This is a genomic window from Dongia sp. (genome assembly GCF_041910485.1).
GTDB lineage: Bacteria > Pseudomonadota > Alphaproteobacteria > Dongiales > Dongiaceae > Dongia.
Map to the genome: position 1 here is coordinate 111439 of NZ_JAYRQR010000034.1, position 24183 is coordinate 135621.

Genomic DNA, 24183 nt, shown 5'->3' on the forward strand with positions numbered 1-24183 from the left:
CTGCAGCCTCCGGCTATCCTTACGACAGCGCGTTCCTTAGGGACGGCGATCCTGTCGACACAGCTTCAACAAAATTGACAAGCGTGCCGAGTGCCGCTTCAAGTGACGTAGCACTCGTGTCGATCACCAGATCGGCAGCCTCCGGCACTTCATAGGGCGCATCGATGCCGGTGAAATTCTTGATCTCGCCGGCACGGGCACGGGCGTAAAGACCCTTGGGGTCGCGCGCTTCGCAGGTGGCGAGATCAGCCTTCACATGCACCTCGTGGAAATTGCCGCCGACGATGTTGCGGGCCTTTTCGCGCTCGGCCGCATAGGGCGAAATCAGCGACGTGATGACGATCAAGCCAGCGTCGGCGAAGAGCTTGGCAACCTCGGCCGTGCGGCGGATGTTTTCGGCCCGCGCTTCCGGGCCAAAGCCCAGATCGTTGTTGAGGCCCGAACGCAGCGCGTCGCCGTCCAGCACATAGGCCTGGCGACCCTTGGCGAACAATTCCCGCTCCAGCGCCATCGCCAAAGTCGATTTGCCAGAACCGGACAGGCCGGTCAGCCAGATGACGGCACCTTGATGCCCATTGGCGGCAGTACGCGCCGCGTGGCTGACCAGATGATTTGGGCTGAACAGCAGGCGCGGTTCCTCGGCGAGCTTTGCCTCGGCCGCACGGCCCAGGATGACGGCCCCGCCGACGATGTCGCCGTCGCGCACCAGCACGGCGCGGCCGGTCTTGGCCAATTCGTCCACCAGATCGATTGCCATCAGCGACCGGCTGCGGACCGCGACCTCGGCAATGCCATTTTGGCCGACGCGATCGGCGACCTGCCGTTCCAGGGAGTCGACATCGATGACGGCGCGAATGCCTTCGACCGCGACCGTGTATTCCGAAGTGGCGACTTTCAGCGTGATACGATCACCCGGCTCCAGCGGCGCGCTGTCCAGCCAGAAGAGGCGCAGCAACGCGTCGTGGGTGAGATGCGGCTGGCGCTCGGCGTGGCTCGCCACCATGCCGCGCTCGATGAAGAGTTCATCATCCAGCGTGATCGCGACCGATTGGCCGGCGCTGGCGGCAATCTGCGGCGCGGCGGCCCAGGTCTCGATGCTGGCGATCTTGGCGGATTTGCCGGTCGGCGCGAAGGTCAGGCTGTCGCCGACTTTCAGGCGGCCACTCTCGATGCGGCCCACCACCAGTCGGCGATGATCGAACTTGAAGACGTCCTGCACCGGCAGGCGCAGCGGCAATTCCGTGGCGGCGCGTGAGGCCTCGAAACCGTCGAGGAGTTCGACCACGGTCTCGCCCTTGTACCAGGGTGTCTCGGCCGAGCGGGCGACGATATTGTCGCCGTGGCGGGCCGAGATCGGCACGACGGCCTTCGGCGTCAGGCCAAGTTCTGCGAGGAAGGCGGTGATTTCGGCCGCAACCTTGTTGAAGCGCGCTTCGTCGAAGTCGATGAGGTCGATCTTGTTGACGATGACCGCAACCTGCCTGAGGCCCAGCAGCTGCAGGATCAGCGCATGTCGCCGCGATTGTTCGCGGACACCCTCGGCGGCATCGATGACCAGGAGCGCCGCTTGTGCCTGTGCCACGCCGGAAACGGCGTTCTTCAGGAACTCCTTGTGGCCCGGCGCGTCGATGATGACGTAGGGGCGCTTGGGCGTTGCGAAGAAGATCTGGGTCGTGTCGATGGTGATGCCCTGGTCGCGCTCCGCTTGGAAGGAGTCGAGCAGGAACGACCATTCCAGCGTGCCGCCGCGCTTGTCGCTGGCGGCCTTCAACTCGGCGAGCTTCCCTTCGGGGAGACTGCCCGTATCGTGCAGCAGGCGGCCGATCAGCGTCGACTTGCCGTGATCGACATGGCCGACGATGGCGAAGGGAAAACGCGCCTGCACCGGCGCCACATCGTCATTGGCGGAATGAGCGGCGCTCTTCGGATTCTTCAGGGGGAGAACGGTCATGATGCTGTTCCTTTCCGCCGCGCTTACATATAGCCCGAGGCGCGCAGGCGCTCGAAAGCGTCCTCGCGCTCATGGTCCATGGCACGGCCGGCGCGTTCCGATGTCTTGGTGGACTTCAGCTCGGCGATGATCTCGTCCAGCGTGTTGGCGGTCGAGGCAACCGGCGAGGTGATGTCCTGATCGCCAAGCGACCGGTACCGCTTGCCGTCCCTTGCGAAATAGAGCGGGACCAGCGGAATGTTCTCGCGCTGCACATAGCGCCAGATATCGAGCTCGGTCCAGGAAAGCAGCGGGTGGATGCGCATATGCGCTCCGTCGGGCAGGCTGGCGTTGAAATGGTCCCAGAACTCGGCCGGCTGATCGCGGAAGTCCCAGGCGCCACCGTCGGCGCGTGGGCTGAAGACGCGTTCCTTGGCGCGCGTCGCCTGCTCGTCGCGGCGAATGCCGGCGATGACGCCCTTGAAGCCGAATTCTTCGATCACGCGCTTGAGGCCGATCGTCTTGCGTGCGGCCGAGCGGGCGGCCGGCGGCAGGCTGGGGTCGATTTCCTCGACCGGCGGGCAGTCGCGCACGATGAGGTTGAGGTTCCATTCCTTGGCGTAGCGGTCGCGGAACGCGTACATCTCGGGAAATTTCTTGCCCGTGTCGACATGGGTCACGGGGAAGGGGACGTGGCCGAGGAACGCCTTCTTCGCCAACCACAGCATCACATTGGAATCTTTGCCCAGCGACCACAGCATGGTGATGGGCTTCAGTCGGCTGTAGGCTTCGCGCAGGATGAAGATACTCTGCGCTTCAAGCTGATCGAGATCGGTCGGTGTCTGCAGAACCTGGGTCATTTTCTGTTTCTTCTTTGTCTGGTCAGCGGTGGATGCCGCACTCTGTCTTGTCGGTGCCGGCCCAGCGGCCGGAGCGCGCGTCGTCCCCATCGGCGACGCGCAGCGTACAGGGCTTGCAGCCGATCGATTTGAAGCCGTCGTAATAAAGCGGGTGCTGCGGCAGCTTGAACTCTTTGAAGGCCGCTTCGATATCAGCCGCATTGAGGTGCGCGAGCGGATTAACCTTGATGCGCCCGTCGAGGCTCTCGAACAGCGGCAGTTCCGCGCGCGTGCGGCTTTGATACCGCTTGCGCCCCGTGATCCAGGCACCGAACGGTTCCAGCGCATGGAGCAGCGGGTCGACCTTGCGCAATTGGCAGCACAAGTCGGGATTGGTCTGCCACAGGGTTCCATCGGGATCGTGGCGCGCGAGGTCGGCGCCGTCGGGTTCGACCGAGCGCAGATCGGTGAAATCGAAACGGCCCGCAAGGATGTCGCGGTACATCAGCGTTTCGTCGAAATGCTTGCCGGTGTCGAGGAACAGGACCGGCACCGACCGGTCGATCTCGGCGAGGAAATGGAGCAGCAGCGCCGATTCAGCGCCGAAGGACGAAACCAGGGCGATCCGTTTTGGGAAGAGGTGATGAATGGCCGCATCGAGAATCTCGAGCGGCGATGCCGTGGCAAAGCGCGCGTTGAGGTCGCGCGCCAACATGTCCGGCGCCGAAACGCTTGTCTGGGAGTCAACAATCGGCGCGTCGTGAAGGGTGTCGATCTGCATCTGGTCACCAGCGCCGTAATCACACTAAAGATGGCGCATAAGAGTCATATAACTGTGAAAATACTTAGCATCTGCAAAAGGTGGGTCAATTGAATTAATCGCACTATATGTAATATTAAAACTAACAGATAACGTGTTTGTGTGATTTGAAGCGACAAAGCAAGATGACTGGCGAACGTCCAAAAATCTGTCTATTATACAATCATATCATCCACTCCAGGCGAGTGGCCTCACAGGCATGATCTCTATTAAGTTAATAGAAATTGCCCTAGATTGAATCATACATGACCTATCGTCCCAGGTCTTTCACGAGTATGGAATGTGAAATGTTGGAAGTCTTGAACAAGCAAATCGTGCTGGCATCCCGGCCGGTGGGGGAGCCGACCGCGGAGAATTTCCGCTTGGTGGAGGTTCCGCTGGCGTCGCCGACAGAGGGTGAATTGCAACTCCAGACGCTCTATCTCTCGCTCGATCCTTATATGCGCGGGCGCATGAGCGCCGCCAAATCCTATGCCCAACCGGTGCCGATCGGCGGTGTTATGGAGGGTGGGGCGGTGAGCCGGGTTCTCGCCTCGCGCAACCCTTCCTTCACTGTTGGCGATATCGTGCAAGGGCGGACCGGCTGGCAGACTCACCCTATCTCGAACGGCAGCAATCTGGAGAGGGTCGATCCCAAGCTGGCGCCGATCTCGACGGCGCTCGGCGTACTGGGCATGCCGGGGATGACGGCCTATACGGGCCTCCTCAATATCGGCCAGCCCAAGCCCGGTGAGACATTGGTGGTCGCCGCTGCGACTGGCCCGGTCGGGTCGCTGGTCGGTCAGATCGGCCGTCTCAAGGGCTGTCGCGTCGTCGGCATCGCCGGCGGTGCCGACAAGGTCGCCTATATGCGGGATGAACTCGGCTTCGATGTGGCGCTCGATCACAGGGCGCCCGATTTTGCCGCCCAGCTTGCCGGTGCCTGCCCCGACGGAATCGATATTTACTTCGAGAATGTCGGCGGCCATGTCTGGGAGGCCGTATTTCCGCTTCTCAACAATTTCGCTCGTGTGCCGGTTTGCGGCCTCATCGCCCATTACAATGAGGACGGGCCGCAGCCGGGGCCGGACCGGCTGCCGATGACGATGCGGGCGGTGCTTTCCAAGCGTCTGACTTTCCGTGGCTTCATCGTCACCGACTTTGCCGCCCAGGCGGCGGACTTCCGCCGCGACGTCGGCGCTTGGCTGAAATCGGGTGCCATCAAATACCGCGAAGACGTCGTTCACGGCCTGGAGAAGGCGCCTGAGGCATTTATCGGCCTTTTGAAAGGCCGCAATTTTGGCAAGCTCGTCGTGAAGGTCGCCGACTGAACAGGGTGTCGCAATTCGCGCGCCCTCTGTCGCAAACCATCATCAGACAGGGCGCCCCGGCGTCCTATGGATGGTGGACTGATCAAGGGGAGGATATGCGATGTCGGAAGCCGTCAAGCTTGAGCGCCGGGGCCATGTGCTGGAAATCACCCTCGATCGGCCCAAGGTCAATGCCATCGACATGGAAACCTCGCGCAAGCTCGGCCACGCTTTCTGCCTGCTCCGCGATGACCCGGACCTGCGCGTCGGCATCGTCACGGCGGCAGGCGAGAAGATCTTCTCGGCCGGTTGGGACTTGAAGGCCGCGGCAGCGCAGAACCTGGTCGGCAAATGGTGGAAGCATGATTACGGCCCCGGTTCTTTTGCGGGCCTGACCGAACTCTGGGACCTCAACAAGCCGGTCATCGCCGCGATCAACGGGCTTTGCATCGGCGGCGGCTGGGAATTGGCGCTCGCCTGCGATCTCATCATCGCTGCCGAGCATGTCGAATTCTCGCTGCCCGAGCTGCCGCTCGGCATCGTGCCCGATTCAGGCGGCGTGCAACGTTTGCCCAAGCGCCTGCCGCACAATATCGCGATGGAGATCCTGTTGCTCGGCCGTCGCATGCCGGCACAGGAGGCCGCGCATTACGGCTTGGTCAACAAGGTGGTGCCGCGCGAGAAGCTTATGCAACAAGCCCGCGAATGGGCCGACCTCATCGCGACCGGCGCGCCTATCACCGTTCAGGCGTTGAAAGAATGCATCCGCTTCATGGAGGATAAGTCGGTCGAGGACAGCTTCAAGCTGATCCGTTCCGGGACCATGTCGACCTATGAGTTGGCGGATGAATCGGCCGACGCCAAGGAAGGGGTGAAGGCCTTCGCCGAGAAGCGGAAGGCTGATTTTCGGGGAAATTAGGCTTCCGAAAAGGCCCCGAAAACGCCCCGTTGGGGCTCCCTTTTCGTCGCTAAACGATGGTCTGCGCGAGCTGGTTGCTGACTTCGACCACCGCCTGGTGCACGCCGTCATTGTAGGAATAGGTGGTGAAGTCGGCGCCGTGATCGGTCACGGTCCAGTTGTGACCGCCGTCGCCGGAGAGTGTCAGGCTGTCGCCGGCCTTGCCGAGGATGGTGAGGTGATGATTGCCGTCGGTCATGTCGAGGACGTCGGCGGCTGAGAGCGAAATGTCGTTGTGGCCGGCGCCCTTGGCGTCGATCACTTCGACATTGTCGAGCATCCGGGCATCGTTGTGGCCGAAGCTCATATTGCCGTGGCCGAGCTGCACCGTGTCAGTGCCGGCACCCATGTCGTGATATTGCCCGATTTCCTGGATGTTGAGATGCAGCACATCGTCGCCGCTGCCGGGTTGGGCCGGCGTCGAGGCACCGGCGCCGACACCGTCGCCACTCAACGAGAATTCGATCGGCACCGTGCTGACATTGGAATGCTGCCCGTCGGTGTCGGTCACTTCATAGCTGATCTCGCGGTAGTCGAGGTCGGTGCTGGTGGTCGAGAAATAGATGTGGTTGACGAAATCCTCGAACGCACCGACGGTCTCGGATCCGGCCTTCGCCGTGATGGTGATGGAGAAATCGCTGCCATCGTGGGCGATCTGTACATCAAAGAGATCGCTGTGTGGCACGTTGAGATGGTCTTCGGCATGGAAGCCGTAGGTGGTGATCACCGCACTGGAAAGATTTGAGCTGTCGGCATCGGAAAAGTCGACAGTGGGCTGCGTCACGGTCTGGGTCAGCTTGTTGATGTTATAGCTGCCCATGTCGACGCTGATGACCAGATCCTGATAGTCCCGGTCGCCGCCGCCGGCCTGGTCCTCGAATCCGACATAGAGCTTGCCGTCATTCTGGCTGGAGACGCCGGACAGGGAGTGCTCGATATCGTTGCTGTTGGCATCGGTATTGAGCGACTTGTCGTGGGTGAAATAGACATCGCCGGCGAGCTGCTTGCCGTCGATCAGGATGTGGCCATTGCCGTTCTTGTCCGTTGCGAAGGTCACGTGCTTGTTGATGGCGGCGAGATCGTCGGCGTAATTGTCCTTCTTGCTGACATCGGCGAGCCCGGCGAGGAGCTTTTGATTGTCCTTGCTGGAGGCGCCGTCGGCAATGATGAAGAAGCCGAGCTTGCTGCCCGCGGCGACATTGCCGAGGGAGATTTCGAGCGGTTGCGAGTTGCCGAGGAAATCCTTGACCAGCGCGCCGCCGACCGTGCCCTGATGCACTTGGCTGGCGTCGAGCCAGACGAGCTTCACCGAGCCCGGAATGATCTTTCCGGCAGCATCGAATTCGTAGACGCCGACCATGGATTTGTAACCGGCACCTTCCGAGACGAAGCCGATCTTGACGTCGGCGCTTTGGGTGAGGGTGAGGTTGCGGTTGTCGACGCCATTCACCATGGTCGGGTCGATGGTTTTCCCCTCGTCACCACCGCGCGTCAGGTAGTCGCCGACCTTCATATCGCCGAGCGGGCTCTGCTTACCGCTTTCGACCGTATTGTGGTATTCGACAGCGCCTTTTGTCGCCGTGACATCCGGCGCCACGTAAGTTGGCGGCTGGGGTGTCGGGTCCTGCGGCTGCTGCGGGTTCGGCTCTTCGTCAGTTGGCTGCTGCGGGGTCGGCTCTTCGTCACTTGGCGGCTGTGGTGCCGGGTCCTGCGGCTGCGGTGGTGTCTGATCTTCGTTGACGGGCAGCTGTGGCTGGTCGCTATTGCCCGATTGTTCGGGGTTGGCGGTGCCATCAAAGCGGCCGCGCAAGGCGAGACCCGCTTCTGATTGCTGTTCGGTTCCTTCCAGCCCGCCCACGGAATCCAGGCCGGCCAAACCGGCCCGATCTTCAAAAGCGGCAAATCGGCCGCCTCCGCTGTCAGCTTCGGCTGGTTGATCGCCGGAGGCGTCGGGTCCGGCGGCTGTCTTGAAGTTGGCGAGGGCGTCGATATCGCCGGGCAGCAGATCGGTCAGTTGCTCGGGCGGAAGCTCTGTTCCGTCGGGCAGGATAATTGACGCCGCGCCGGAAATATCTTGGGGCTGGCCCTGCGGGTTGCCACTGACGTCATAGAAGGCGAGGCGGGTGCCGTCGATTTCGACCAAGTAATTGCCAAGCTTGATGAGCTGCGCCATGCCAAAGGCATCTTTCGTAACTGTTGCTTGTCGAAAGATGGCGTGTTGGAGGCGCGAATGGCAGAGGTCTACACTCCGTTTCTATATATCCAGGTGTGCGAACCGGGCGTGCATCGCGGAAAAAATGCCGTTGCTTCAGCGCGTTAATCTCTCGATAAGCAATTTGCCGCGAACCCGATGCGAATTCGCGGCAAATGCCGACAGCGCATTTGGGCAAGTGCCGTGCGTGTCAGTTCTCGAACGGGCGCAGCAGGGCGCGCGAGATGATGTGCCGCTGAATTTCCGAGGTGCCGTCCCAGATGCGCTCGACGCGCGCGTCGCGCCAGAAACGCTCGATGCCGGTTTCTTCCATGAGGCCCATGCCACCGAAGATCTGCACTGCCTGGTCGGTGACGCGGGCGAGCATTTCGGTCGCGTAGAGCTTGGCGATGGCATAGTCCTGATCCTGCGCCGTGCCCTCGACTGTCTTCCAGGCCGCCTGCAGGGTGAGGAGGTTGGCTGCCTCGATCTCGGTCGCCATGTCGGCGAGCTTGAAGGAAACGCCCTGGAACTTGCCGATCGCCTGGCCGAATTGCTTGCGCGTCGCCGCCCAATTGATCGCCATGTCCATCGCGCGCTGCGCGCGCCCAACGCACTGCGCCGCGACGGTGAGCCGCGTAGCGCCGAGCCAGGTATTGGCAACGTCGAAACCGTGATGCACCTCGCCCAGGATCTGGCGCTTGTGGACACGGCAATTGTTGAAAACCAGTTCGCAATGGTGGAAACCGCGATGGCTCACCGATTGCGAACCCTTGCGGACTTCAAGACCGGGCGTCCCCTTGTCAATGAGGAAGCTGGTAATGAGCTTCTTGGGACCACGCTTGGTTTCTTCGATGCCGGATGCCGCGAAGAGGATGATGAAATCGGCAACGTCGGCATAGGAGATGAAATGCTTTGTGCCGTTGATGACGAAATCGTCGCCGTCGGCTTCGGCGCGGGTCTTCATCGACCGGACGTCCGAACCGGCATCCGGCTCGGTAATGCCCAGGCATTCAATGCGCTCGCCGCGAATGGTGGGGAGCAGATAGCGTTCCTTCTGCTCGTCATTGCAGGCGCGCAGAATGTTGCTGGGGCGGTGTACTGCATATTGCAGGGCATAGGAGGTGCGGCCCAGTTCGCGCTCGAACAGGGTAAGTGCCAGATGGTCGAGCCCGCCGCCGCCGATCTCTTCCGGCATGTTGACGGCATAGAAGCCCGACTTGATGGCCCGTTCATGGATCTGCTTGATGAGGTCGGGGCGAACCTCATTGGTTTTTTCGACCTCGTTTTCGTAAGGCACGAGTTCGGCTTCGACGAAGGCGCGCGTCGCCTCGACGAGCATCTGCTGCTCGCTGGTCAATCCGAAATTCATGGTCTTCACCCCTTCTTAGGCGGTAGAGCAATGGCGCGGCCGGCTTGAGCGGGCCGCGGTAATTTCGCATGTTCAGTGGCGATCTTTTCGATCGCGGCCAGAACATCCGGCTGGAACGGCGCCACCTTGGGACCGCTCATATCCATCGAGAGTTGCATCTGCTCGTTGGTCGCAACAGGCTCGGTCCCGTCGCCGACATACATCGTGTGGAAGATGTGGAGACGCTTGGCGTCGTGCCCCAGAAACGTCGTCTCCACACGCACTTCCGCGCCGACCTTTACCTCTTTCAGATAGTTGAGGTGAAGTTCGGCCGTGAACAGCGAATGATTGCTGCGCTCGCGCCCCGCCGCATCGAGTCCGATCTGGTCCATCATGTGGTCAGTCGCATGACTGAAGATGACCAGATAGAAGGCATCGTTGAGATGCTTGTTGTAATCCGCCCATTCGGGCCGGACCAATTCGCGATGGGGTCGGAGCGCAGCGCTCATCCTTTAATCCTCGTACTTCCAGCCGTGCTTGGCCTTGGCATCGGTGATCGCGTTGATGACCGAGATGATGCAATCGTCGCGCAGGCGCTCGAGATCTTTGATCGAATGCTTGCCGGCCTGCGCCTCGGTACCTTCGACGATCTTGTCGATGAGTTCGTCGGTGAGCGGCGGGGCCTTCAGATGCGTCCAGGGGAGTTCGAGCGCTGGGCCGAACTGCTCCAGGAAGTGCTTCATGCCGGCTTCACCACCGGCCATGTGATAGATCATGTACATGCCGAAGAACGACCAGCGGATGCCGAAGCCAAAGCGGATCGCATCGTCGAGTTCGCCTGTGGTGCAATAGCCGTCCTTAATCATGTGGAGGCCTTCGCGCCACACCGCCTCAAGCAGGCGGTCGGCAAGGAAGCCGGGGACTTCCTTGCGGACATGCAGCGGACGCATGCCGAGCGACTTGTAGAAAGCAATCGCGGCCTGGATGGCGTCGGGCGAGGTCCACTTGCTGGGGCAGACTTCAACCAGCGGCAGCAGGTAGACCGGGTTGAACGGGTGGCCGACCATGCAGCGTTCCGGGTTCTTGGCATCCTTGTAGAAATCGGACGGCAGCAAGCCGGAGGTCGAGGAGCCGATCATGGCGTCGGGCTTCGCCGCCGCCGTGATCTGGGCGTGGAGCTTCACCTTCAGGTCTTCGCGTTCCGGGGCCGATTCCTGGATGAAGTCGGCATCCTTCACGGCTTCTTCGACCGTCGAGACGAAGGTGAGGCGGCTTTGCGAGGCACCGGGCTTCAGTCCGACTTTCTCAAGCGCCGGCCAAGCATTGGCGACGTTCTTGCGGAGCTGCTCTTCCGAACCCTTGCCGGGATCCCAGGCAACGACGTCGAGGCCGGCGGCCAGGAAGCGCGCCGCCCAGCCGGAGCCGATGACGCCGGTGCCGATGACGGCAGCCTTCTTGATATTCGTGATCATGATGTCTTCGTCCTTGTTTGATTAGCCGCGCGCCTTGAGGCCGAGCTTCTTGCGGCCTTCGGCCGGGGTGAGCGGGCGGGCGCCGAGACGGCTGATGATCTCGCAGGCGCGCTCGGTCAGTGAGCCGTTGGAGGCATGCACGCCCTTGTCGAGCCAGATATTGTCTTCCAGGCCGACGCGGACATGGCCGCCGAGCAGCAGTGCCTGTGCGAGCATCGGCATCTGCATGCGGCCGATGCCGAAGCCGGCCCAGATGGCGCCTTCCGGCAGGTTGTCGACCATCGCCTTCATGGTCGTCGTGTCGGCCGGGGCGCCCCAGGGAATGCCGAGGCAGAGCTGGAACATCGGGTTGTCGCCGAGCAAGCCTTCCTTCTGCATCTGCTTGGCAAACCAGAGATGGCCGGTGTCGAAAATTTCGAGTTCGGGCTTCACGCCGAGTTCCTGCACCTTCTTGGCGCCGGCGCGCAGCATGTTGGGCGTCGAAATGTAGGTGTAGTCGCCGTCGCCGAAATTGAGCGTGCCGCAATCCAACGTGCAGATTTCGGGGAGGAGCGCTTCGACATGGGCGAGACGGGTGATCGGACCGACGAGATCCGTCGCCTTGCCGAACTTGAAGGGGTCTTCGCCAGCACCGATTTCCAGGTCGCCGCCCATGCCGGCGGTGAGGTTGATGATCACGTCGGTGCCCGAGGAGCGGATGCGGTCGACAACCTCGCGATAGAGGTTCACGTCGCGGCTGCCCTTGCCCGTCTGCGGGTCGCGCACATGGCAATGCGCCACGGTGGCGCCGGCCTTGGCGGCCTCGATGGCGGCATCGGCGATCTGCTTCGGCGTCACCGGAATGGCCGGGTGCTTGCCCACGGTGTCGCCAGCGCCGGTAACGGCACAGGTGACGATCACTTCGTAGTTCATGGTTCAACTCTTTCGTTGCGGCGTTGAGAATCTCGACTGTCGGCGATGCTGGCTCGGCGCCTTGCCGTCGTGTTGACGCATTTCGACAAGCGAATGACTAAATACGACGAAGAGGCAACTCTCGCACTAGCGAAGGGCCGGCATGATTCCAAGGGCCGGCCGACGACGTTCGGCGCTGGGTGCCTTGCCAGACCAAGCGTGGTAGGAGCGGGAAAAATGGGCGGCCGACCCGAAGCCGCAGGCGACCGCCACTTCGACGATGGACATGTCGGTATATTGCAGCATCGAGCGGGCACGTTGCAGCCGGAGATCGAGGTAATAGCGACGTGGCGACATGCCGAAATGGCGGTCGAAGAGGCGTTCGAGTTGACGCAGCGACATGCCGGCGGTTTTGGCGAGTTCGGCACTGGCCACGGGCTCCTCAAGCCTGGATTCCATCAGCTTGATGACCCGCGACAGCCCGGCATGGCTGATGCCCTGGCGTTCCTTGGGTTCCATGCGCTGCCGGTCGTCGGGACCGCGGATCTCCGGGTGGATGAACTGCTCGGACACGGCCGCGGCGATGCGGTGGCCATGCTGGCGGCGGATCATGTGAAGCATCAGATCGAGCGAAGCTGTGCCGCCGGCACAGCACCATCGGTTGCGATCGATGACGTAGAGCGCATTTTCGACTTCGACCTTTGGGAAGGCTTCGGCAAAGCTGTCGAGGCTCTCCCAGTGTGTTGTGGCCCGGTAGCCGTCGAGAAGACCGGCGCGCGCCAGCAGGAAGGCTCCCGTATCCATCGCGCCCAGTTCGACGCCGGATGCATTCTGGCGCTGCAGCCACTGGCGCAGGCCGGGATCGAAATGACGCAGCGGGTTGAAGCTGGCGCAGATGGCAACCATCGGATAAGCGGGATGATCCGCAATCGAATGATCGGCGGCGAGTGACATGTTGTTTGACGCGGTGACCGGCTCGCCATCGCGCGATAGCACTTCCCAACGGTAAAGTTGACGATCGGCCATGCGATTGGCGACACGCAAAGGTTCGATGGCCGAAACAAACGCCATCATCGAGAAGAGCGGCATCAGCAGGAAGCCGATCGTTACTGTCTGTTCACTGGCCGGAACCGGAGTCATCTCTTGCGTCGGCTTCGCTGATGGCGAATGGCCGCCTGTCGATTTCAGTTGTTGATTTCGATTGTCCGGCGCGATGATGCAGTGTGGAATGCGTTCGACGCAAGAGCCCCGGGGGACCAAATCGTATGACGACGCAGATTGCGCCGGCGGATGCCGCCGTTGCCGCTTTCATCGCTGACTCGGACAATCTTTTTACCGCAGCCTATGACCTTTTGCCGATGGCGGAGCAGCGGCGCCTCTATGATTCCTATTGGCAGCGATATCACGCGCCACGGCCGGAGGGTGTGAGCGTCGAGGAAGTGCGCATCCCAAGGTCGGATGGCGCCAGTGGGAGCGGTGCGTGCCGGGCGCTGCTATACCGGCCGGCACGGTCGGCGGGCCCCTTGGCGACGATCGTCTACTTCCACGGCGGCGGGTGGATGCTGGGCTCACCCGAAAGTCACGATCTGGCGACGGCGCGGATTTGCGCCTGGACCGGGGCGGCGGTCTTGTCCGTCGACTATCGGCTGTCGCCGGAGCATGTCTTTCCGGATGCCTTGATGGACGGGTTGGCGGCGGTCAAATGGGTGGCGCGGGAAGGGCGGGGACGTGGTCTCGATCCGGACCGGCTCGCGGTCGCCGGCGACAGTGCGGGGGGCAATCTGGCAGCCGGGCTTTGCTTGTGGATCCGGGATCATGGCGGGCCGGTCATCCGCCATCAGACCTTGATTTACCCGGCCCTTACCGTGAGGGCAGCCGGCGGGCAATCCGTTGGTGTTTCCACGGAATCGCTTGGGCATTACGTAACCGGCTATTTCGGCGGCCAGGCGCTTTCAAACAATTCATATGCCATGCCGCTTTCCGCAAAGTCCTTTGCCGGATTGCCGCCAGCCTGCGTGGCGACAGCGGAAATGGACCCCATTCTGCCGCATGGCGAAAAGTTTGTTGAGCATTTGCGTCATGCTGGCATTACCTGTGATTATACATGCGGTAAGGGACTGCCGCATACCTATCTGAGATTGATACATCTTTCGGCTGCGGCCCAAAGTGAGCTCGAATTTTGTTGCGGCGCAATAAGATCGGCACTCGCACTGCAGCAAAACAAGGTCGCTTGAAAAAATGCTTCACGATCTGGTCATTGTGTCGCATAGCAATGACCCGATGTCGTAATTCATCAAGATTTCTTGCCGCATCGCCCTAAAGATGGGTCTACTAAAACAAACGAAACGCCTGGGCCGGTCCGGTTACAGGCGACACTTTGCAGGGTTTGCCGCCGGTCGGCATGGGGTCGGTCCGGTTCGGCCGTTAGGGAGAGATAAAAATGAATCAATGGGAAGAGTTGCAACAGGCCGCCTTTGCCAAGAAGGTGTCGCGGCGTGATTTTATGCGCCGTGCCACGGCGCTCGGCATTTCGACCGCGCTGGCGACGGGCGTGTTGAGCCGCGCCGGCTACGCGCAGGAGCCCAAGAAGGGCGGCACCTTCAAGATCGGCCTGGGTCACGGTGCGACGACTGACTCGTTGGATCCGGCGACCTATCCGGACCAGATGACCGGCACCGTGGGCTGGGGCGCCTCGGGCAACAGCCTCACCGAAATGGATGTGGCCGGCAACATCGTTGGCGACATCGCCGAGAGCTTCGAGCCGTCGGACGGCGCCAAGAAGTGGGCCTTCAAGGTCCGCAAGGGCGCCACGTTCCACAATGGCAAGGACGTCACCGCCGAGGATGTCGTCGCTTCCTACAAGCACCATATGGGCCCGGATTCGAAATCGGCCGCCAAGTCGGTCGTCGACACGATCGAGGACATCAAGGCTGATGGCGACAATGTGGTCATCACGCTGAAGGGCGGCAATGCCGACTTCCCGTTCTATGCCAGCGACTATCACCTGAAGATCATGCCGGCGAAGGCCGACGGCAAGGTGGATTGGGAATCGGGCGTCGGCACGGGTCCGTACCAGATCGTGAAGTTTGAGCCGGGTGTCGGCGCCAAGCTGAAGCGCTTCGACAATTTCTACGGCAAGTCCTATTTCGACGAAGTCGAGTTCAAGGTCATTGCCGACGTGGCGGCGCGCACCAACGCGCTGACCTCGGGCGAAATCCACTACATGGATCGCTGCGACCTCAAGACCGTCAATCTTCTGAAGAAGAACCCGGACATCAACGTCAATGAAGTGACCGGCTATGGCCACTACATTTTCGTCATGAACGTGACGGCGGCGCCGTTCGACAACCCGGACGTCCGCAATGCCATCAAGTTTGCGATCGACCGTGAGGAAATCTCCAAGAAGGTGTTCCACGGCTATGCCAGCCCGGGCAACGACAACCCGATCGCCCCGTCGATCCAGTACGCGATCAACCCGGAGCCGGTGCACAGCTACAACGCAGAAAAGGCCAAGGAACTGCTGAAGAAGGCGGGTCTCGACAGCCTGACGATCGATCTTTCGACTTCCGACGCCGCCTTCGCTGGCGCCGTCGACGCCGCGACGCTCTTCAAGGAGAGCGCTGCCAAGGCCGGTATCAACATCAACGTCATTCGCGAAGCGTCCGACAGCTATTGGGACAATGTCTGGCTGAAGAAGCCTTTCTGCGCCTCGTACTGGAACGGTCGTCCGACCTGTGACTGGATGTTCACCACGGCCTATGCCGCCGAGGCGCCCTGGAACGATACGTTCTGGAAGAACCCGCGCTTCAACGAGCTGCTGGTTGCGGCCCGCTCGGAAACCAACTCCGACACCCGCGCCAAGCAATACGCGGAAATGCAGCAGCTGGTGCATGACGATGGCGGTCTCATCAACATCGTCTTCAACAGCTACGTCTCGGCCAATTCAAAGGCCGTGGCGCACGGCGATCTGCTGTCGAACTGGGACGTCGACGGCATGAAGATCTGCTCGCGCTGGTGGATGGCCTAAGCCATCCGAAAGGCTGAAGGTCGGGCTGCCGCTGAAAGGTGGCAGCCCGACCTCATCCTTTTTTGCATGCCCAATTGAGTTTGCTTTGACGATCTAGCCAGAGGGGACGCTGCGTGTTGCGCAGCGGGGACGAGATGCATCCGATCACTCGAACGATCCTTCAGCGACTGGGACTTGGGCTCTTCACCCTGTTCGTCGTGTCGATCGTCATCTTCTCGCTGGTGGAGTTCCTGCCCGGCGATTTCACCAAGGCCATCCTGGGTCAGGCCTGGACGCCGGAAACCGGTGCCGCCTTCGAACGCGAGATCGGCCTCGATAAACCGCCGGTGACGCGTTACTTCAACTGGATCAACGATGTCGCGCACGGGGATTTCGGCGAATCCTTTGCCAGCCGCGCCGATTACAAGCGCACCGTCGCCGACCTCATCGAACCGCGCCTTGCCAATACCTTGTTCCTCGCCTCCTTGACCGCGATCATCGCGGTGCCGCTGGCGCTCTTTCTCGGCATCATGGCGGCTCTCTACCGAAATTCCTGGTTCGACCGCGGCGTCAACGTCATCACGCTGTCGACGATTTCGATGCCCGAATTCTTCATGGCCTATCTCCTCATGCTGTTCCTGGCCGTGAAGGTGCGCTGGCTGCCGAGCCTCGCCTCGGTCGATGCGGATACGGAGTTGGGCGAGCGGCTCCTGCGCTGTGCGCTGCCGGCTCTGACCCTCACCCTTGTCATCGTCGCGCATATGATGCGCATGACGCGTGCCTCGATCATCAATCTGCTGGCGAGCCCCTATATCGAGATGGCCCGCCTCAAGGGGCTCAGCAAAAGCCGCGTCATCCTGCGCCACGCCCTGCCCAATGCCTGGGCGCCGATCGTCAACGTCGTCGCCTTCAACCTGGCTTACCTGGTGGTGGGCGTGGTCGTGGTCGAGGTCGTGTTCACCTATCCCGGGATCGGCCAGTTGATGGTCGATTCCGTGACGTCACGCGACATTCCGGTGGTGCAGGCCTGCGCACTCATCTTCGCGGCGACCTACATCCTGCTCAATCTGACGGCGGACATCATTTCGATCGCGACGAACCCGCGCCTGTTGCATCCACGGTGAGACGGGCGAGGGGAGGGGACATTCATGGCTGAAGCATTGACCCAGACCAAGGCATCGCGCGCGCGCCGCACGAAACGGGCAACGGCGTGGCGGAATTTGAAGAAGGCGCCTTTGAGTGCCTGGTTCGGCATCATCGTGCTGACGATCTACGTCGTGCTGGCGGTTTTCGCGCCCGTCTTCGCCCCCTATGGCGAGGCGGAGGTGGTCGGCGACGCCTATCTGCCTTGGGAGGCGCCTTTTTACCTCGGCACCGACCAGCTGGGTCGCGACATGCTGACACGCATGATCTTCGCCGCCCGCAATTCGATGGGCATTGCCTTTGCCGCCACCATGTTTTCGTTCCTGACCGGCGGCGTCCTCGGGATCATGGCGTCGATCCTGCGTGGCTGGTTCGACCAGGCAGTGAGCCGCTTCATCGATGCGCTGATGGCGATCCCCAGCCTGATTTTCGCGCTGATGATGCTCTCGATCCTGGGGTCGACGGCGATCAATCTCATCATCGTCATCGGCGTGGTCGACGCGACCCGCGTCTTCCGCCTGACGCGTGCCGTCTCCATGAACGTCGTCTCGCTCGATTTCGTCGAAGCGGCGCGTTTGCGTGGCGAGAAGGTGGGCTGGGTCGTCTTCCGCGAGATCGTGCCGAACATCATGCCACCCTTGGTGACGGAATTCGGCCTTCGCTATTGCTTCGTCTTCCTGACCATCAGCGCGCTCTCGTTCCTGGGCCTCGGCATGCAGCCCCCGACCGCCGATTGGGGCCTGATGGTGAAGGAGAATGCGACCCTCATCACCTATGGTGATGTGACGCCGCTGCTGCCAGCGGGCGCCATTGCGCTGCTGACGATCGCCATCAATTTCGTCGTCGATTGGTTCTTGCACAAGACAAGCGGGTTGCGCGATGGGCAATGATAATCTGAAGCAATCGGCGCGGACCAAGGGGGATGTCCTCCTGGAGATGCGCGGGATCATGATCGAGGGCGAGAGCGACGATGTCTGGCACCAGATCGTCAAAGGCGTCGATCTGACGCTCCGCCGGGGCGAGGTTCTTGGTCTCATCGGTGAATCGGGTGCCGGTAAATCCACCCTCGGCATTGCCGCGATGGGCTTCGCTCGGCCCGGCTGCCGCTTTAACGGCGGTACCGTGACTTTCGATGGCATGGACCTTCTGAAGGCCAGTGACGAGGAACGCCGCAAACTGCGCGGCTCACGAATTGCATATGTGGCGCAGAGCGCCTCGGCTTCGTTCAACCCGGCCCACCGGCTGATCGAGCAGACAATCGAGACCGAGACGCAGCATGGCATTCGTCCGGCTGCTGCGGCTATTGCCGATGCGAAGGATCTTTACGGCCGCCTGCGCCTGCCGGATCCGCAGAATATCGGCTATCGCTATCCGCACCAGGTGTCGGGCGGGCAGCTGCAGCGCGTGATGACGGCGATGGCCATGACCTGCCGGCCGGACCTCATCATTTTCGACGAGCCGACCACGGCACTCGACGTCACGACGCAGGTCGAGGTACTGGCCTCGATCCGCGCCATCGTCGAGGAATTTCATACCGCTGCCATCTACATCACCCACGATCTCGCTGTCGTGGCGCAGATGGCGCATCGCATCATGGTGCTCCGCAACGGCAAGCTGGTCGAGGAAGCGCCGACCCGCGAAATGCTGGCTGAGCCGAAAGAGGCCTATACCCGTTCGCTTTGGGCCGTCCGCAAACTGGCGAAACCTGAATCGACCACCGACGACCTCATCCTGAAGGTCGAAAATGTCGATGCCGCCTACGGCAATGCCGTGAAGATTCTCGACAATGTGTCGGTCTCGGTCCCGCGTGGCCGCACCGTTGCCGTTGTCGGTGAATCGGGTTCCGGCAAGTCGACCCTCGCGCGCGTCGTCACGGGGTTGCTGCCGCCGAGCAAGGGCTCGGTCAAATTCAATGGCGCAGACCTTCCCCCGGCGCTGGCGCAGCGCGACAAGGAAAGCCTGCGCCGGATCCAGATGATCTATCAGAGCCCGGACACGGCGCTCAACCCGCGGCATCGGGTGTTCGACATCATCGGTCGGCCGTTGACGTTCTATCACAAACTTCGCGGTGCAGCGCTGGAAGCGCGCGTTTCCGAGCTGCTGAAGATGATCGAACTCGACGACAGCTATATGGATCGCCTGCCCGGGGAAATGTCGGGCGGCCAGAAGCAACGTGTCTGTATTGCCCGTGCACTCGCGGCAGAGCCGGATCTGATCATCTGCGACGAAGTCACTTCGGCACTCGACCAGATCGTGCAGGAAGAAATCCTGAAGCTGCTGCTGCGGCTGCAGGCAGAGTTCGACATTTCGTACCTGTTCATCACCCACGATATCGCCACGGTGCGCGCCATTGCCGACGAGATTGTGGTCATGAACCAGGGCAAGGTGGTACAACAAGGCCTCAAGACCAAGGTCCTGTCGCCGCCGCATCCGGCCTACACCGAATTGCTGCTGTCATCCGTGCCGGAAATGGATCCGGATTGGCTCACCAATTTGCTGCAGAAGAGGCAGGCCAAGACCAAGTGAGTATCGTTCATGGCCGAAGCTGTCGCCCTGCCGCGTAAGGTTGAAGTTACCGAGCATCTGTGGATTACGCTGAAGGATGGCTGCCGTTTGGCAGCCCGTCTGTGGCTACCGGAAGGGGCCGAGAAAAAGCCCGTTCCAGCCATTCTCGAGTACATCCCCTATCGCAAGCGCGACGGCACGCGTCAGCGCGACGAGCCAATGCACAGCTATTTCGCCGGCCACGGCTATGCCGCGATCCGCGTCGATATGCGCGGTTCCGGTGAAAGCGATGGCTTGCTGTGGGATGAATATCTGAAGCAGGAACAGGATGACGCGCTCGAAGTGATCGCGTGGCTCGCCGCACAGAAATGGTGCGACGGGAATGTCGGCATGATGGGTAAGTCCTGGGGCGGTTTCAACTGCCTGCAGGTGGCGGCGCGCCGGCCGAAGGCCTTGAAGGCCGTCCTCTCGGTTTGTTCGACGGACGATCGCTATGCCGACGACATCCATTACATGGGCGGATGTCTGCTCAACGACAATCTTTGGTGGGGCACCATCATGCTGGCCTATCAGGGCCGGCCCGCGGATCCCGCGCTGGTGGGTGCCGGGTGGCGCGATCAATGGCGCGAGCGCCTGGAGAATATGCCGTTCTGGCCGGCGCTGTGGCTGAAGCACCAACGCCGCGACGCCTACTGGCAGCACGGATCCATCTGCGAAGATTGGGACGCGATCGAGGTACCGGTCTATCTCATCGGCGGCTGGGTGGATTCCTACACCAACGCCGTGCCGCGCATGCTGCAGCACCTCAAGGCGCCCCGCAAAGCCGTGATTGGCCCGTGGGCGCATATCTACCCGCAGGATGGCACACCGGGGCCGGCGATCGGCTTCCTGCAGGATGCTGTTGCCTGGTGGGACCGCTGGTTGCGCGGCGAGCAGAACGGGGCCGAGAAGGGCCCGATGCTGCGTGCTTGGATGCAGGACTATACGGCCCCAGAGACGACGCGCGCGGTGCATCCCGGCCATTGGGTGGCCGAGGAATCCTATCCATCAACCGGCATCCAGTCGGAGGTTCTGTATCTCAACAGGGATGGCCTCTCGTCCTTCGGGACCGCCGAGGAGACATTGCCCCTGTGTTCGCCGCTGCATGTGGGCAGCGTCGGTGGCGAGTGGATGGGCGCGGGGTGCATTGGCGAGTTGCCGGGCGATCAACGTCTCGACGATGTAGGCGCACTGGTCTTCGACACGCAGCCGCTGAAGGAGCCAATGCAGGTCCTGGGGGCGCCGGAGCTGGATATCGAATTCACCAGCGACAAGCCCGTTGCCCAACTCTGCGCGCGACTTTGCGATGTGGCGCCTGACGGAAAATCGCTGCGCGTCAGCTATCAGGTGATCAACCTGACGCATCGGGACAGCCACGCCGAACCGACGCCCTTGGTGCCCGGTAAGCGCTATCGGCTGCGCCTGGTGATGAACGCTTGCGGCCACCGCTTCGCCACCGGGCATCGCATCCGAATCTCGTTGAGCAGCGCCTATTGGCCGCTGATCTGGCCGACGCCTGAGGTCGCAACGCTCGGCATCGTCGCTGGCATCAGCCGCCTGTCACTGCCGCATCGCAAGCCGCAATCGACCGATGGGAACGATCCATTCGACAAGCCGGTGGCCGGTCCGTCGACACCGATCACACAGGTGAGCGGCAGTGGAAACGTGATACGCGAATCCAAGATCGATCTGGTCAAGGGTACCGTGACCTATGTAACCGATGGCGAGGGTGTTTTCGGCGAGGGTCGGCAACGCTTTGACGAGATCGGCACCGAGATCCTGCACAATATCCGCCGTGAACTGACAATCTCGCCGAACGATCCCCTGGCGGCGTCCTACACATGCACGCAAAGCCACGTGCAATCGCGTCCAGGATGGGACATCCGGGTCGATGTCGTCTGCCGCATGACCTCCACCAAGGAGGATTTCATCATGACGGCCGAGTTGGACGCATTTGAAAACGGCGCGCGCTTCGCCAGCCGGAACTGGCGGGAAGTGATCAAGCGCGACCTGCTGTAGCAGGGCCGCCTTCTGCAGAGCGGTGGGAAACCTGCTGGGGGACGCCCGTCACGATGCGACGGGCGTATCGCCCGGCAATCCCCATTCCGCCCAGGATCCGTCATAGACCGCGACGTCGCGGTGGCCGATGAGGCTGAGCCCCAATGCCAGCACGCAGGCCGTGATCCCTGAACCACAAGACGTGACCACCGGCTTCTTCATGTCGATGCCCGCCGCTTCAAACTTGGCCTTCAGCGTGTCGGCGTCGTGAAAGGTTTGGTCCGGCTTCAGGAGCTGGGTATAGGGCAGGTTCTTGGCGTTCGGGATGTGGCCGGAACGGCGGCCGGGCCACAATTCCGGCTCGGTCGCGTTGAAGCGGCCACTCGCCCGCGCATCCAGCGCCTGCTCCCGCTGGCTCGTGATGTTCGACAGCATCTGTGCTTTCGAGCGTACCTGCGTATTGTCGAGGCGCGCGCTGAAGTGCCGTTCGCGCGGGGTCGGCTGATTGTCATCGACAGGCCGACCTTCGGAGAGCCATTTCGGCAAGCCGCCGTCAAGAACGGCGACTTCCTTGGCGCCGAAAATGCGAAACATCCACCAGACGCGCGCGGCGCTCATCATGCCGGTGCCATCATAGACGACGATACGGTTGCCGTCGCCGATCCCGAGCCGTCGCACCCGCGATGCGAACTTTTCCGGTGACGGCAGCATGTGCGGCAATGTCGACTCTGTATCAGCGATCTCATCGATGTCGAAGAAGACGGCGCCGGGGATGTGCCGTTCGTCATATTCAGCGCGCGCGTTCTTGTTCTGCATGGGCAGGTAAAAGGTCGCATCCACGATCCGCAAATCGGGCTGGTTGATGTTGGCGGCGAGCCAATCGGTGGAAACGAGGTATTGCGGATTGACGTAGCTGCTCATGCTCACTCACTTGAAGGCGATGTTGACGCGTTTGTTCATCTTGCCTTTGCTCTCGATCTTGACGATCTCGACCGGGCCGATTTCCGACGTGTTGCGCACGTGCGTACCACCGCAGGGCTGCAGGTCGACACCGGCGATATCGAGGAGGCGGACCCTCCCCTGACCACTGGGTGGCTTCACCGACATGGTGCGCACGAGTTCCGGTCGCGCCGCCAGCTCATCGTCGCTGATCCAGCGCGGCACGACATCATGGTTGCCGGCGATCAGCGCATTGATGCCGTCCGTCAGGGCGGTTTTGTCGAGCGCCACCTCGGGCGGGAGATTGAAATCGAGGCGACCCTTGCCGTCGCTGATCTGCCCCCCGGTCACATCACCTTTGACGAGGGAGCAGAGCAGATGCAGGCAGGTGTGCATGCGCATCAGGCGATGTCTGCGCTCCCAGTCTATCTGCGCGGTCACTTTCGTACCGGGGGCCGGCAATGCGGTATCAGGCCCGGGGATGTGAAGAACTTGTCCGGGCGCGCTGCCTTTGCGCGTGTCGAGGATCTCGATACGTACGCCGTCTTCCGTTTGCAGCCACCCGATATCGCCCGGCTGGCCACCACCCGTCGGGTAGAAAACCGTCCGGTCGAGTTCGATGCCATCGGGGCCAACAGCCACGATTGTTGCCGTACAATCCCGTTGGTAGGAATCTTGGCGAAAAAGCTCTTCCATCCCGATCGACGCTTCTTATGAATGCTTGGCGTCGATCATAGTGGCGGGCCGCCGGGCTTACAACTAGAGCCAGCCCGGCGTCGGCAGACCTTTCGACAACAAAAAGGCCGGATTGAAGAGCTTTGATTGGTACCGCGTCCCAAAGTCGCAAAGGACGGTCACGATGGTATGACCTGGGCCCAGTTCCTTGGCGAGGCGAATGGCACCTGCGACATTGATGCCGCTGGACCCGCCCAGGCACAGGCCTTCTTCGCGCAGGAGATCGAACACGATCGGCAGCGCTTCGGCATCGGGGATTTGGAAGGGGATATCGATCGGGGCACCGTCGATGTTCTTGGTGATGCGCCCTTGGCCGATGCCCTCCGTGATCGACGAGCCCGACGATTTCAATTCGCCCGTCTTGAAATAGCTGTAGAGCGCGGCACCTTCCGGATCGGCGAGGCCGATCTTGATCTTGGGGTTCTGTTCCTTGAGGAACATCGCAGTGCCCGCCAGCGTGCCGCCGGTCCCGACCGCGCAGACGAAGCCGTCGACCTTGCCGTCCGTCTGGCGCCAGATCTCAGGACCGGTCGTGCGATAGTGGCCGAGGCGATTGGCTACATTGTCGAATTGATTGGCCCAGATGACGCCGTTCGGATTGCTGTCTTTCAGTTCTTCGGCAACGCTCTCGGACACGCGCACATAATTGCCCGGGTCCTTGTAGGGAAGGGCCGGAACTTCGCGCAGCTCGGCGCCGGCGAGGCGCAGCATGTCCTTCTTCTCTTGGCTTTGCGTCTCGGGGATGATGATCAGCGTCTTGTAACCGCGCGCATTCCCGACCAGGGCGAGGCCGATGCCGGTGTTGCCGGCCGTTCCTTCGACAATAAGGCCGCCGGGTCGGATAAGGCCCTTGGATTCGGCATCCTGGATGATGGCCAGCGCCGCGCGGTCCTTGACCGAGCCACCGGGATTGAGGAATTCAGCCTTGCCCAGAATGGTGCAGCCGGTGAGTTCGGATGCCTTCTTGAGCTTGATAAGGGGGGTGTTGCCGATCGTGTCGACGAAACCTTGCCGGAAATCCATCACAATCCTCGTGAAATACACTGCTTGGTGTAAAATCTAAGCCGGATATCTGGC

General features: G+C 61.6%; 20 protein-coding genes. 8 read left to right on the top strand and 12 right to left on the bottom strand.

Annotation, left to right across the window (positions count from 1 at the left end):
* Window positions 1–19 precede the first annotated feature (19 nt).
* From cysC to ACE3PP_RS10635, 3 genes are read right to left on the bottom strand one after another with little or no spacing between them, the layout of a single operon-like run.
* Window positions 20–1951 (bottom strand): adenylyl-sulfate kinase, encoded by a 1932-nt coding sequence (gene cysC / locus ACE3PP_RS10625; protein WP_374381697.1) that lies wholly within the window; start codon window positions 1949–1951, stop codon window positions 20–22.
* Between the two features lie 23 nt (window positions 1952–1974).
* Window positions 1975–2790 carry a sulfate adenylyltransferase subunit CysD gene (gene cysD, locus ACE3PP_RS10630; RefSeq protein ID WP_374381699.1) on the bottom strand — a complete coding sequence of 272 codons (816 nt, stop codon included), beginning with the start codon at window positions 2788–2790 and terminating at the stop codon, window positions 1975–1977.
* A gap of 22 nt (window positions 2791–2812) precedes the next feature.
* Window positions 2813–3550: a phosphoadenylyl-sulfate reductase gene (locus ACE3PP_RS10635; RefSeq protein WP_374381702.1), complete on the bottom strand. Its 738-nt coding sequence runs from the start codon at window positions 3548–3550 to the stop codon at window positions 2813–2815.
* Window positions 3551–3876: 326 nt separating this feature from the next.
* Between ACE3PP_RS10635 and ACE3PP_RS10640 the strand changes: the two genes are divergently transcribed.
* Together ACE3PP_RS10640 and ACE3PP_RS10645 are read left to right on the top strand one after the other, a co-directional pair.
* Complete coding sequence (locus ACE3PP_RS10640; RefSeq protein ID WP_374381705.1) at window positions 3877–4899, top strand: NADP-dependent oxidoreductase; 1023 nt, start codon at window positions 3877–3879, stop codon at window positions 4897–4899.
* Window positions 4900–4999: 100 nt separating this feature from the next.
* Window positions 5000–5797, top strand: a complete 798-nt coding sequence (locus ACE3PP_RS10645) for an enoyl-CoA hydratase-related protein (protein WP_374381708.1) — start codon at window positions 5000–5002, stop codon at window positions 5795–5797.
* 49 nt (window positions 5798–5846) lie between these two features.
* Here ACE3PP_RS10645 and ACE3PP_RS10650 read toward each other — a convergent pair whose 3' ends face one another.
* From ACE3PP_RS10650 to ACE3PP_RS10675, 6 genes are all read right to left on the bottom strand, one after another.
* Window positions 5847–8009, bottom strand: coding sequence for a DUF4114 domain-containing protein (locus ACE3PP_RS10650; RefSeq protein WP_374381711.1), 2163 nt, complete (start codon window positions 8007–8009; stop codon window positions 5847–5849).
* A gap of 229 nt (window positions 8010–8238) precedes the next feature.
* Entirely contained in the window at window positions 8239–9399 is a 1161-nt protein-coding gene (locus ACE3PP_RS10655) for an acyl-CoA dehydrogenase family protein (protein ID WP_374381714.1), read from the bottom strand.
* 5 nt (window positions 9400–9404) lie between these two features.
* Window positions 9405–9887: a thioesterase family protein gene (locus ACE3PP_RS10660; protein WP_374381717.1), complete on the bottom strand. Its 483-nt coding sequence runs from the start codon at window positions 9885–9887 to the stop codon at window positions 9405–9407.
* A gap of 3 nt (window positions 9888–9890) precedes the next feature.
* Window positions 9891–10850, bottom strand: a complete 960-nt coding sequence (locus tag ACE3PP_RS10665; protein WP_374381720.1) for an L-carnitine dehydrogenase — start codon at window positions 10848–10850, stop codon at window positions 9891–9893.
* 21 nt (window positions 10851–10871) lie between these two features.
* Window positions 10872–11762, bottom strand: a complete 891-nt coding sequence (locus ACE3PP_RS10670; protein WP_374381723.1) for a 3-keto-5-aminohexanoate cleavage protein — start codon at window positions 11760–11762, stop codon at window positions 10872–10874.
* A 126-nt stretch (window positions 11763–11888) separates the two neighbouring features.
* Complete coding sequence (locus tag ACE3PP_RS10675) at window positions 11889–12881, bottom strand: GlxA family transcriptional regulator (protein WP_374381726.1); 993 nt, start codon at window positions 12879–12881, stop codon at window positions 11889–11891.
* 125 nt (window positions 12882–13006) lie between these two features.
* Here ACE3PP_RS10675 and ACE3PP_RS10680 point away from each other — a divergent pair, with 125 nt between their 5' ends.
* The 6 genes from ACE3PP_RS10680 (at window position 13007) to ACE3PP_RS10705 (ending at window position 21453) form a co-directional block, all read left to right on the top strand.
* Entirely contained in the window at window positions 13007–13975 is a 969-nt protein-coding gene (locus tag ACE3PP_RS10680) for an alpha/beta hydrolase (protein WP_374381729.1), read from the top strand.
* Between the two features lie 206 nt (window positions 13976–14181).
* Window positions 14182–15768, top strand: a complete 1587-nt coding sequence (locus ACE3PP_RS10685) for an ABC transporter substrate-binding protein (protein ID WP_374381732.1) — start codon at window positions 14182–14184, stop codon at window positions 15766–15768.
* A 113-nt stretch (window positions 15769–15881) separates the two neighbouring features.
* Window positions 15882–16871 (top strand): ABC transporter permease, encoded by a 990-nt coding sequence (locus ACE3PP_RS10690; RefSeq protein ID WP_374381735.1) that lies wholly within the window; start codon window positions 15882–15884, stop codon window positions 16869–16871.
* A 24-nt stretch (window positions 16872–16895) separates the two neighbouring features.
* A complete protein-coding gene (locus tag ACE3PP_RS10695) occupies window positions 16896–17780 on the top strand; it encodes an ABC transporter permease (protein ID WP_374381738.1) in 885 nt (294 codons plus the stop codon).
* A complete protein-coding gene (locus ACE3PP_RS10700) occupies window positions 17770–19416 on the top strand; it encodes an ABC transporter ATP-binding protein (RefSeq protein ID WP_374381741.1) in 1647 nt (548 codons plus the stop codon). The genes ACE3PP_RS10695 and ACE3PP_RS10700 overlap by 11 nt, the downstream gene beginning before the upstream one ends.
* Before the next feature lie 9 nt (window positions 19417–19425).
* Window positions 19426–21453 carry a CocE/NonD family hydrolase gene (locus ACE3PP_RS10705; RefSeq protein ID WP_374381743.1) on the top strand — a complete coding sequence of 676 codons (2028 nt, stop codon included), beginning with the start codon at window positions 19426–19428 and terminating at the stop codon, window positions 21451–21453.
* A 48-nt stretch (window positions 21454–21501) separates the two neighbouring features.
* Here ACE3PP_RS10705 and sseA read toward each other — a convergent pair whose 3' ends face one another.
* The 3 genes from sseA to ACE3PP_RS10720 form a co-directional block, all read right to left on the bottom strand.
* Entirely contained in the window at window positions 21502–22353 is an 852-nt protein-coding gene (gene sseA, locus ACE3PP_RS10710; protein WP_374381745.1) for a 3-mercaptopyruvate sulfurtransferase, read from the bottom strand.
* A gap of 6 nt (window positions 22354–22359) precedes the next feature.
* Window positions 22360–23013, bottom strand: a complete 654-nt coding sequence (locus tag ACE3PP_RS10715; RefSeq protein ID WP_374381748.1) for an alanyl-tRNA editing protein — start codon at window positions 23011–23013, stop codon at window positions 22360–22362.
* Window positions 23014–23130: 117 nt separating this feature from the next.
* Window positions 23131–24129, bottom strand: coding sequence for a cysteine synthase A (locus ACE3PP_RS10720; protein WP_374381751.1), 999 nt, complete (start codon window positions 24127–24129; stop codon window positions 23131–23133).
* Window positions 24130–24183 lie beyond the last annotated feature (54 nt).

Coding starts and splice junctions, on each gene's coding strand:
- cysC (WP_374381697.1), bottom strand. CDS start 1,951: ATGACCGTTCTCCCCCTGAAGAATCCGAAGAGCGCCGCTCATTCCGCC.
- cysD (WP_374381699.1), bottom strand. CDS start 2,790: ATGACCCAGGTTCTGCAGACACCGACCGATCTCGATCAGCTTGAAGCG.
- ACE3PP_RS10635 (WP_374381702.1), bottom strand. CDS start 3,550: ATGCAGATCGACACCCTTCACGACGCGCCGATTGTTGACTCCCAGACA.
- ACE3PP_RS10640 (WP_374381705.1), top strand. CDS start 3,877: ATGTTGGAAGTCTTGAACAAGCAAATCGTGCTGGCATCCCGGCCGGTG.
- ACE3PP_RS10645 (WP_374381708.1), top strand. CDS start 5,000: ATGTCGGAAGCCGTCAAGCTTGAGCGCCGGGGCCATGTGCTGGAAATC.
- ACE3PP_RS10650 (WP_374381711.1), bottom strand. CDS start 8,009: ATGGCGCAGCTCATCAAGCTTGGCAATTACTTGGTCGAAATCGACGGC.
- ACE3PP_RS10655 (WP_374381714.1), bottom strand. CDS start 9,399: ATGAATTTCGGATTGACCAGCGAGCAGCAGATGCTCGTCGAGGCGACG.
- ACE3PP_RS10660 (WP_374381717.1), bottom strand. CDS start 9,887: ATGAGCGCTGCGCTCCGACCCCATCGCGAATTGGTCCGGCCCGAATGG.
- ACE3PP_RS10665 (WP_374381720.1), bottom strand. CDS start 10,850: ATGATCACGAATATCAAGAAGGCTGCCGTCATCGGCACCGGCGTCATC.
- ACE3PP_RS10670 (WP_374381723.1), bottom strand. CDS start 11,762: ATGAACTACGAAGTGATCGTCACCTGTGCCGTTACCGGCGCTGGCGAC.
- ACE3PP_RS10675 (WP_374381726.1), bottom strand. CDS start 12,881: ATGACTCCGGTTCCGGCCAGTGAACAGACAGTAACGATCGGCTTCCTG.
- ACE3PP_RS10680 (WP_374381729.1), top strand. CDS start 13,007: ATGACGACGCAGATTGCGCCGGCGGATGCCGCCGTTGCCGCTTTCATC.
- ACE3PP_RS10685 (WP_374381732.1), top strand. CDS start 14,182: ATGAATCAATGGGAAGAGTTGCAACAGGCCGCCTTTGCCAAGAAGGTG.
- ACE3PP_RS10695 (WP_374381738.1), top strand. CDS start 16,896: ATGGCTGAAGCATTGACCCAGACCAAGGCATCGCGCGCGCGCCGCACG.
- ACE3PP_RS10700 (WP_374381741.1), top strand. CDS start 17,770: ATGGGCAATGATAATCTGAAGCAATCGGCGCGGACCAAGGGGGATGTC.
- ACE3PP_RS10705 (WP_374381743.1), top strand. CDS start 19,426: ATGGCCGAAGCTGTCGCCCTGCCGCGTAAGGTTGAAGTTACCGAGCAT.
- sseA (WP_374381745.1), bottom strand. CDS start 22,353: ATGAGCAGCTACGTCAATCCGCAATACCTCGTTTCCACCGATTGGCTC.
- ACE3PP_RS10720 (WP_374381751.1), bottom strand. CDS start 24,129: ATGGATTTCCGGCAAGGTTTCGTCGACACGATCGGCAACACCCCCCTT.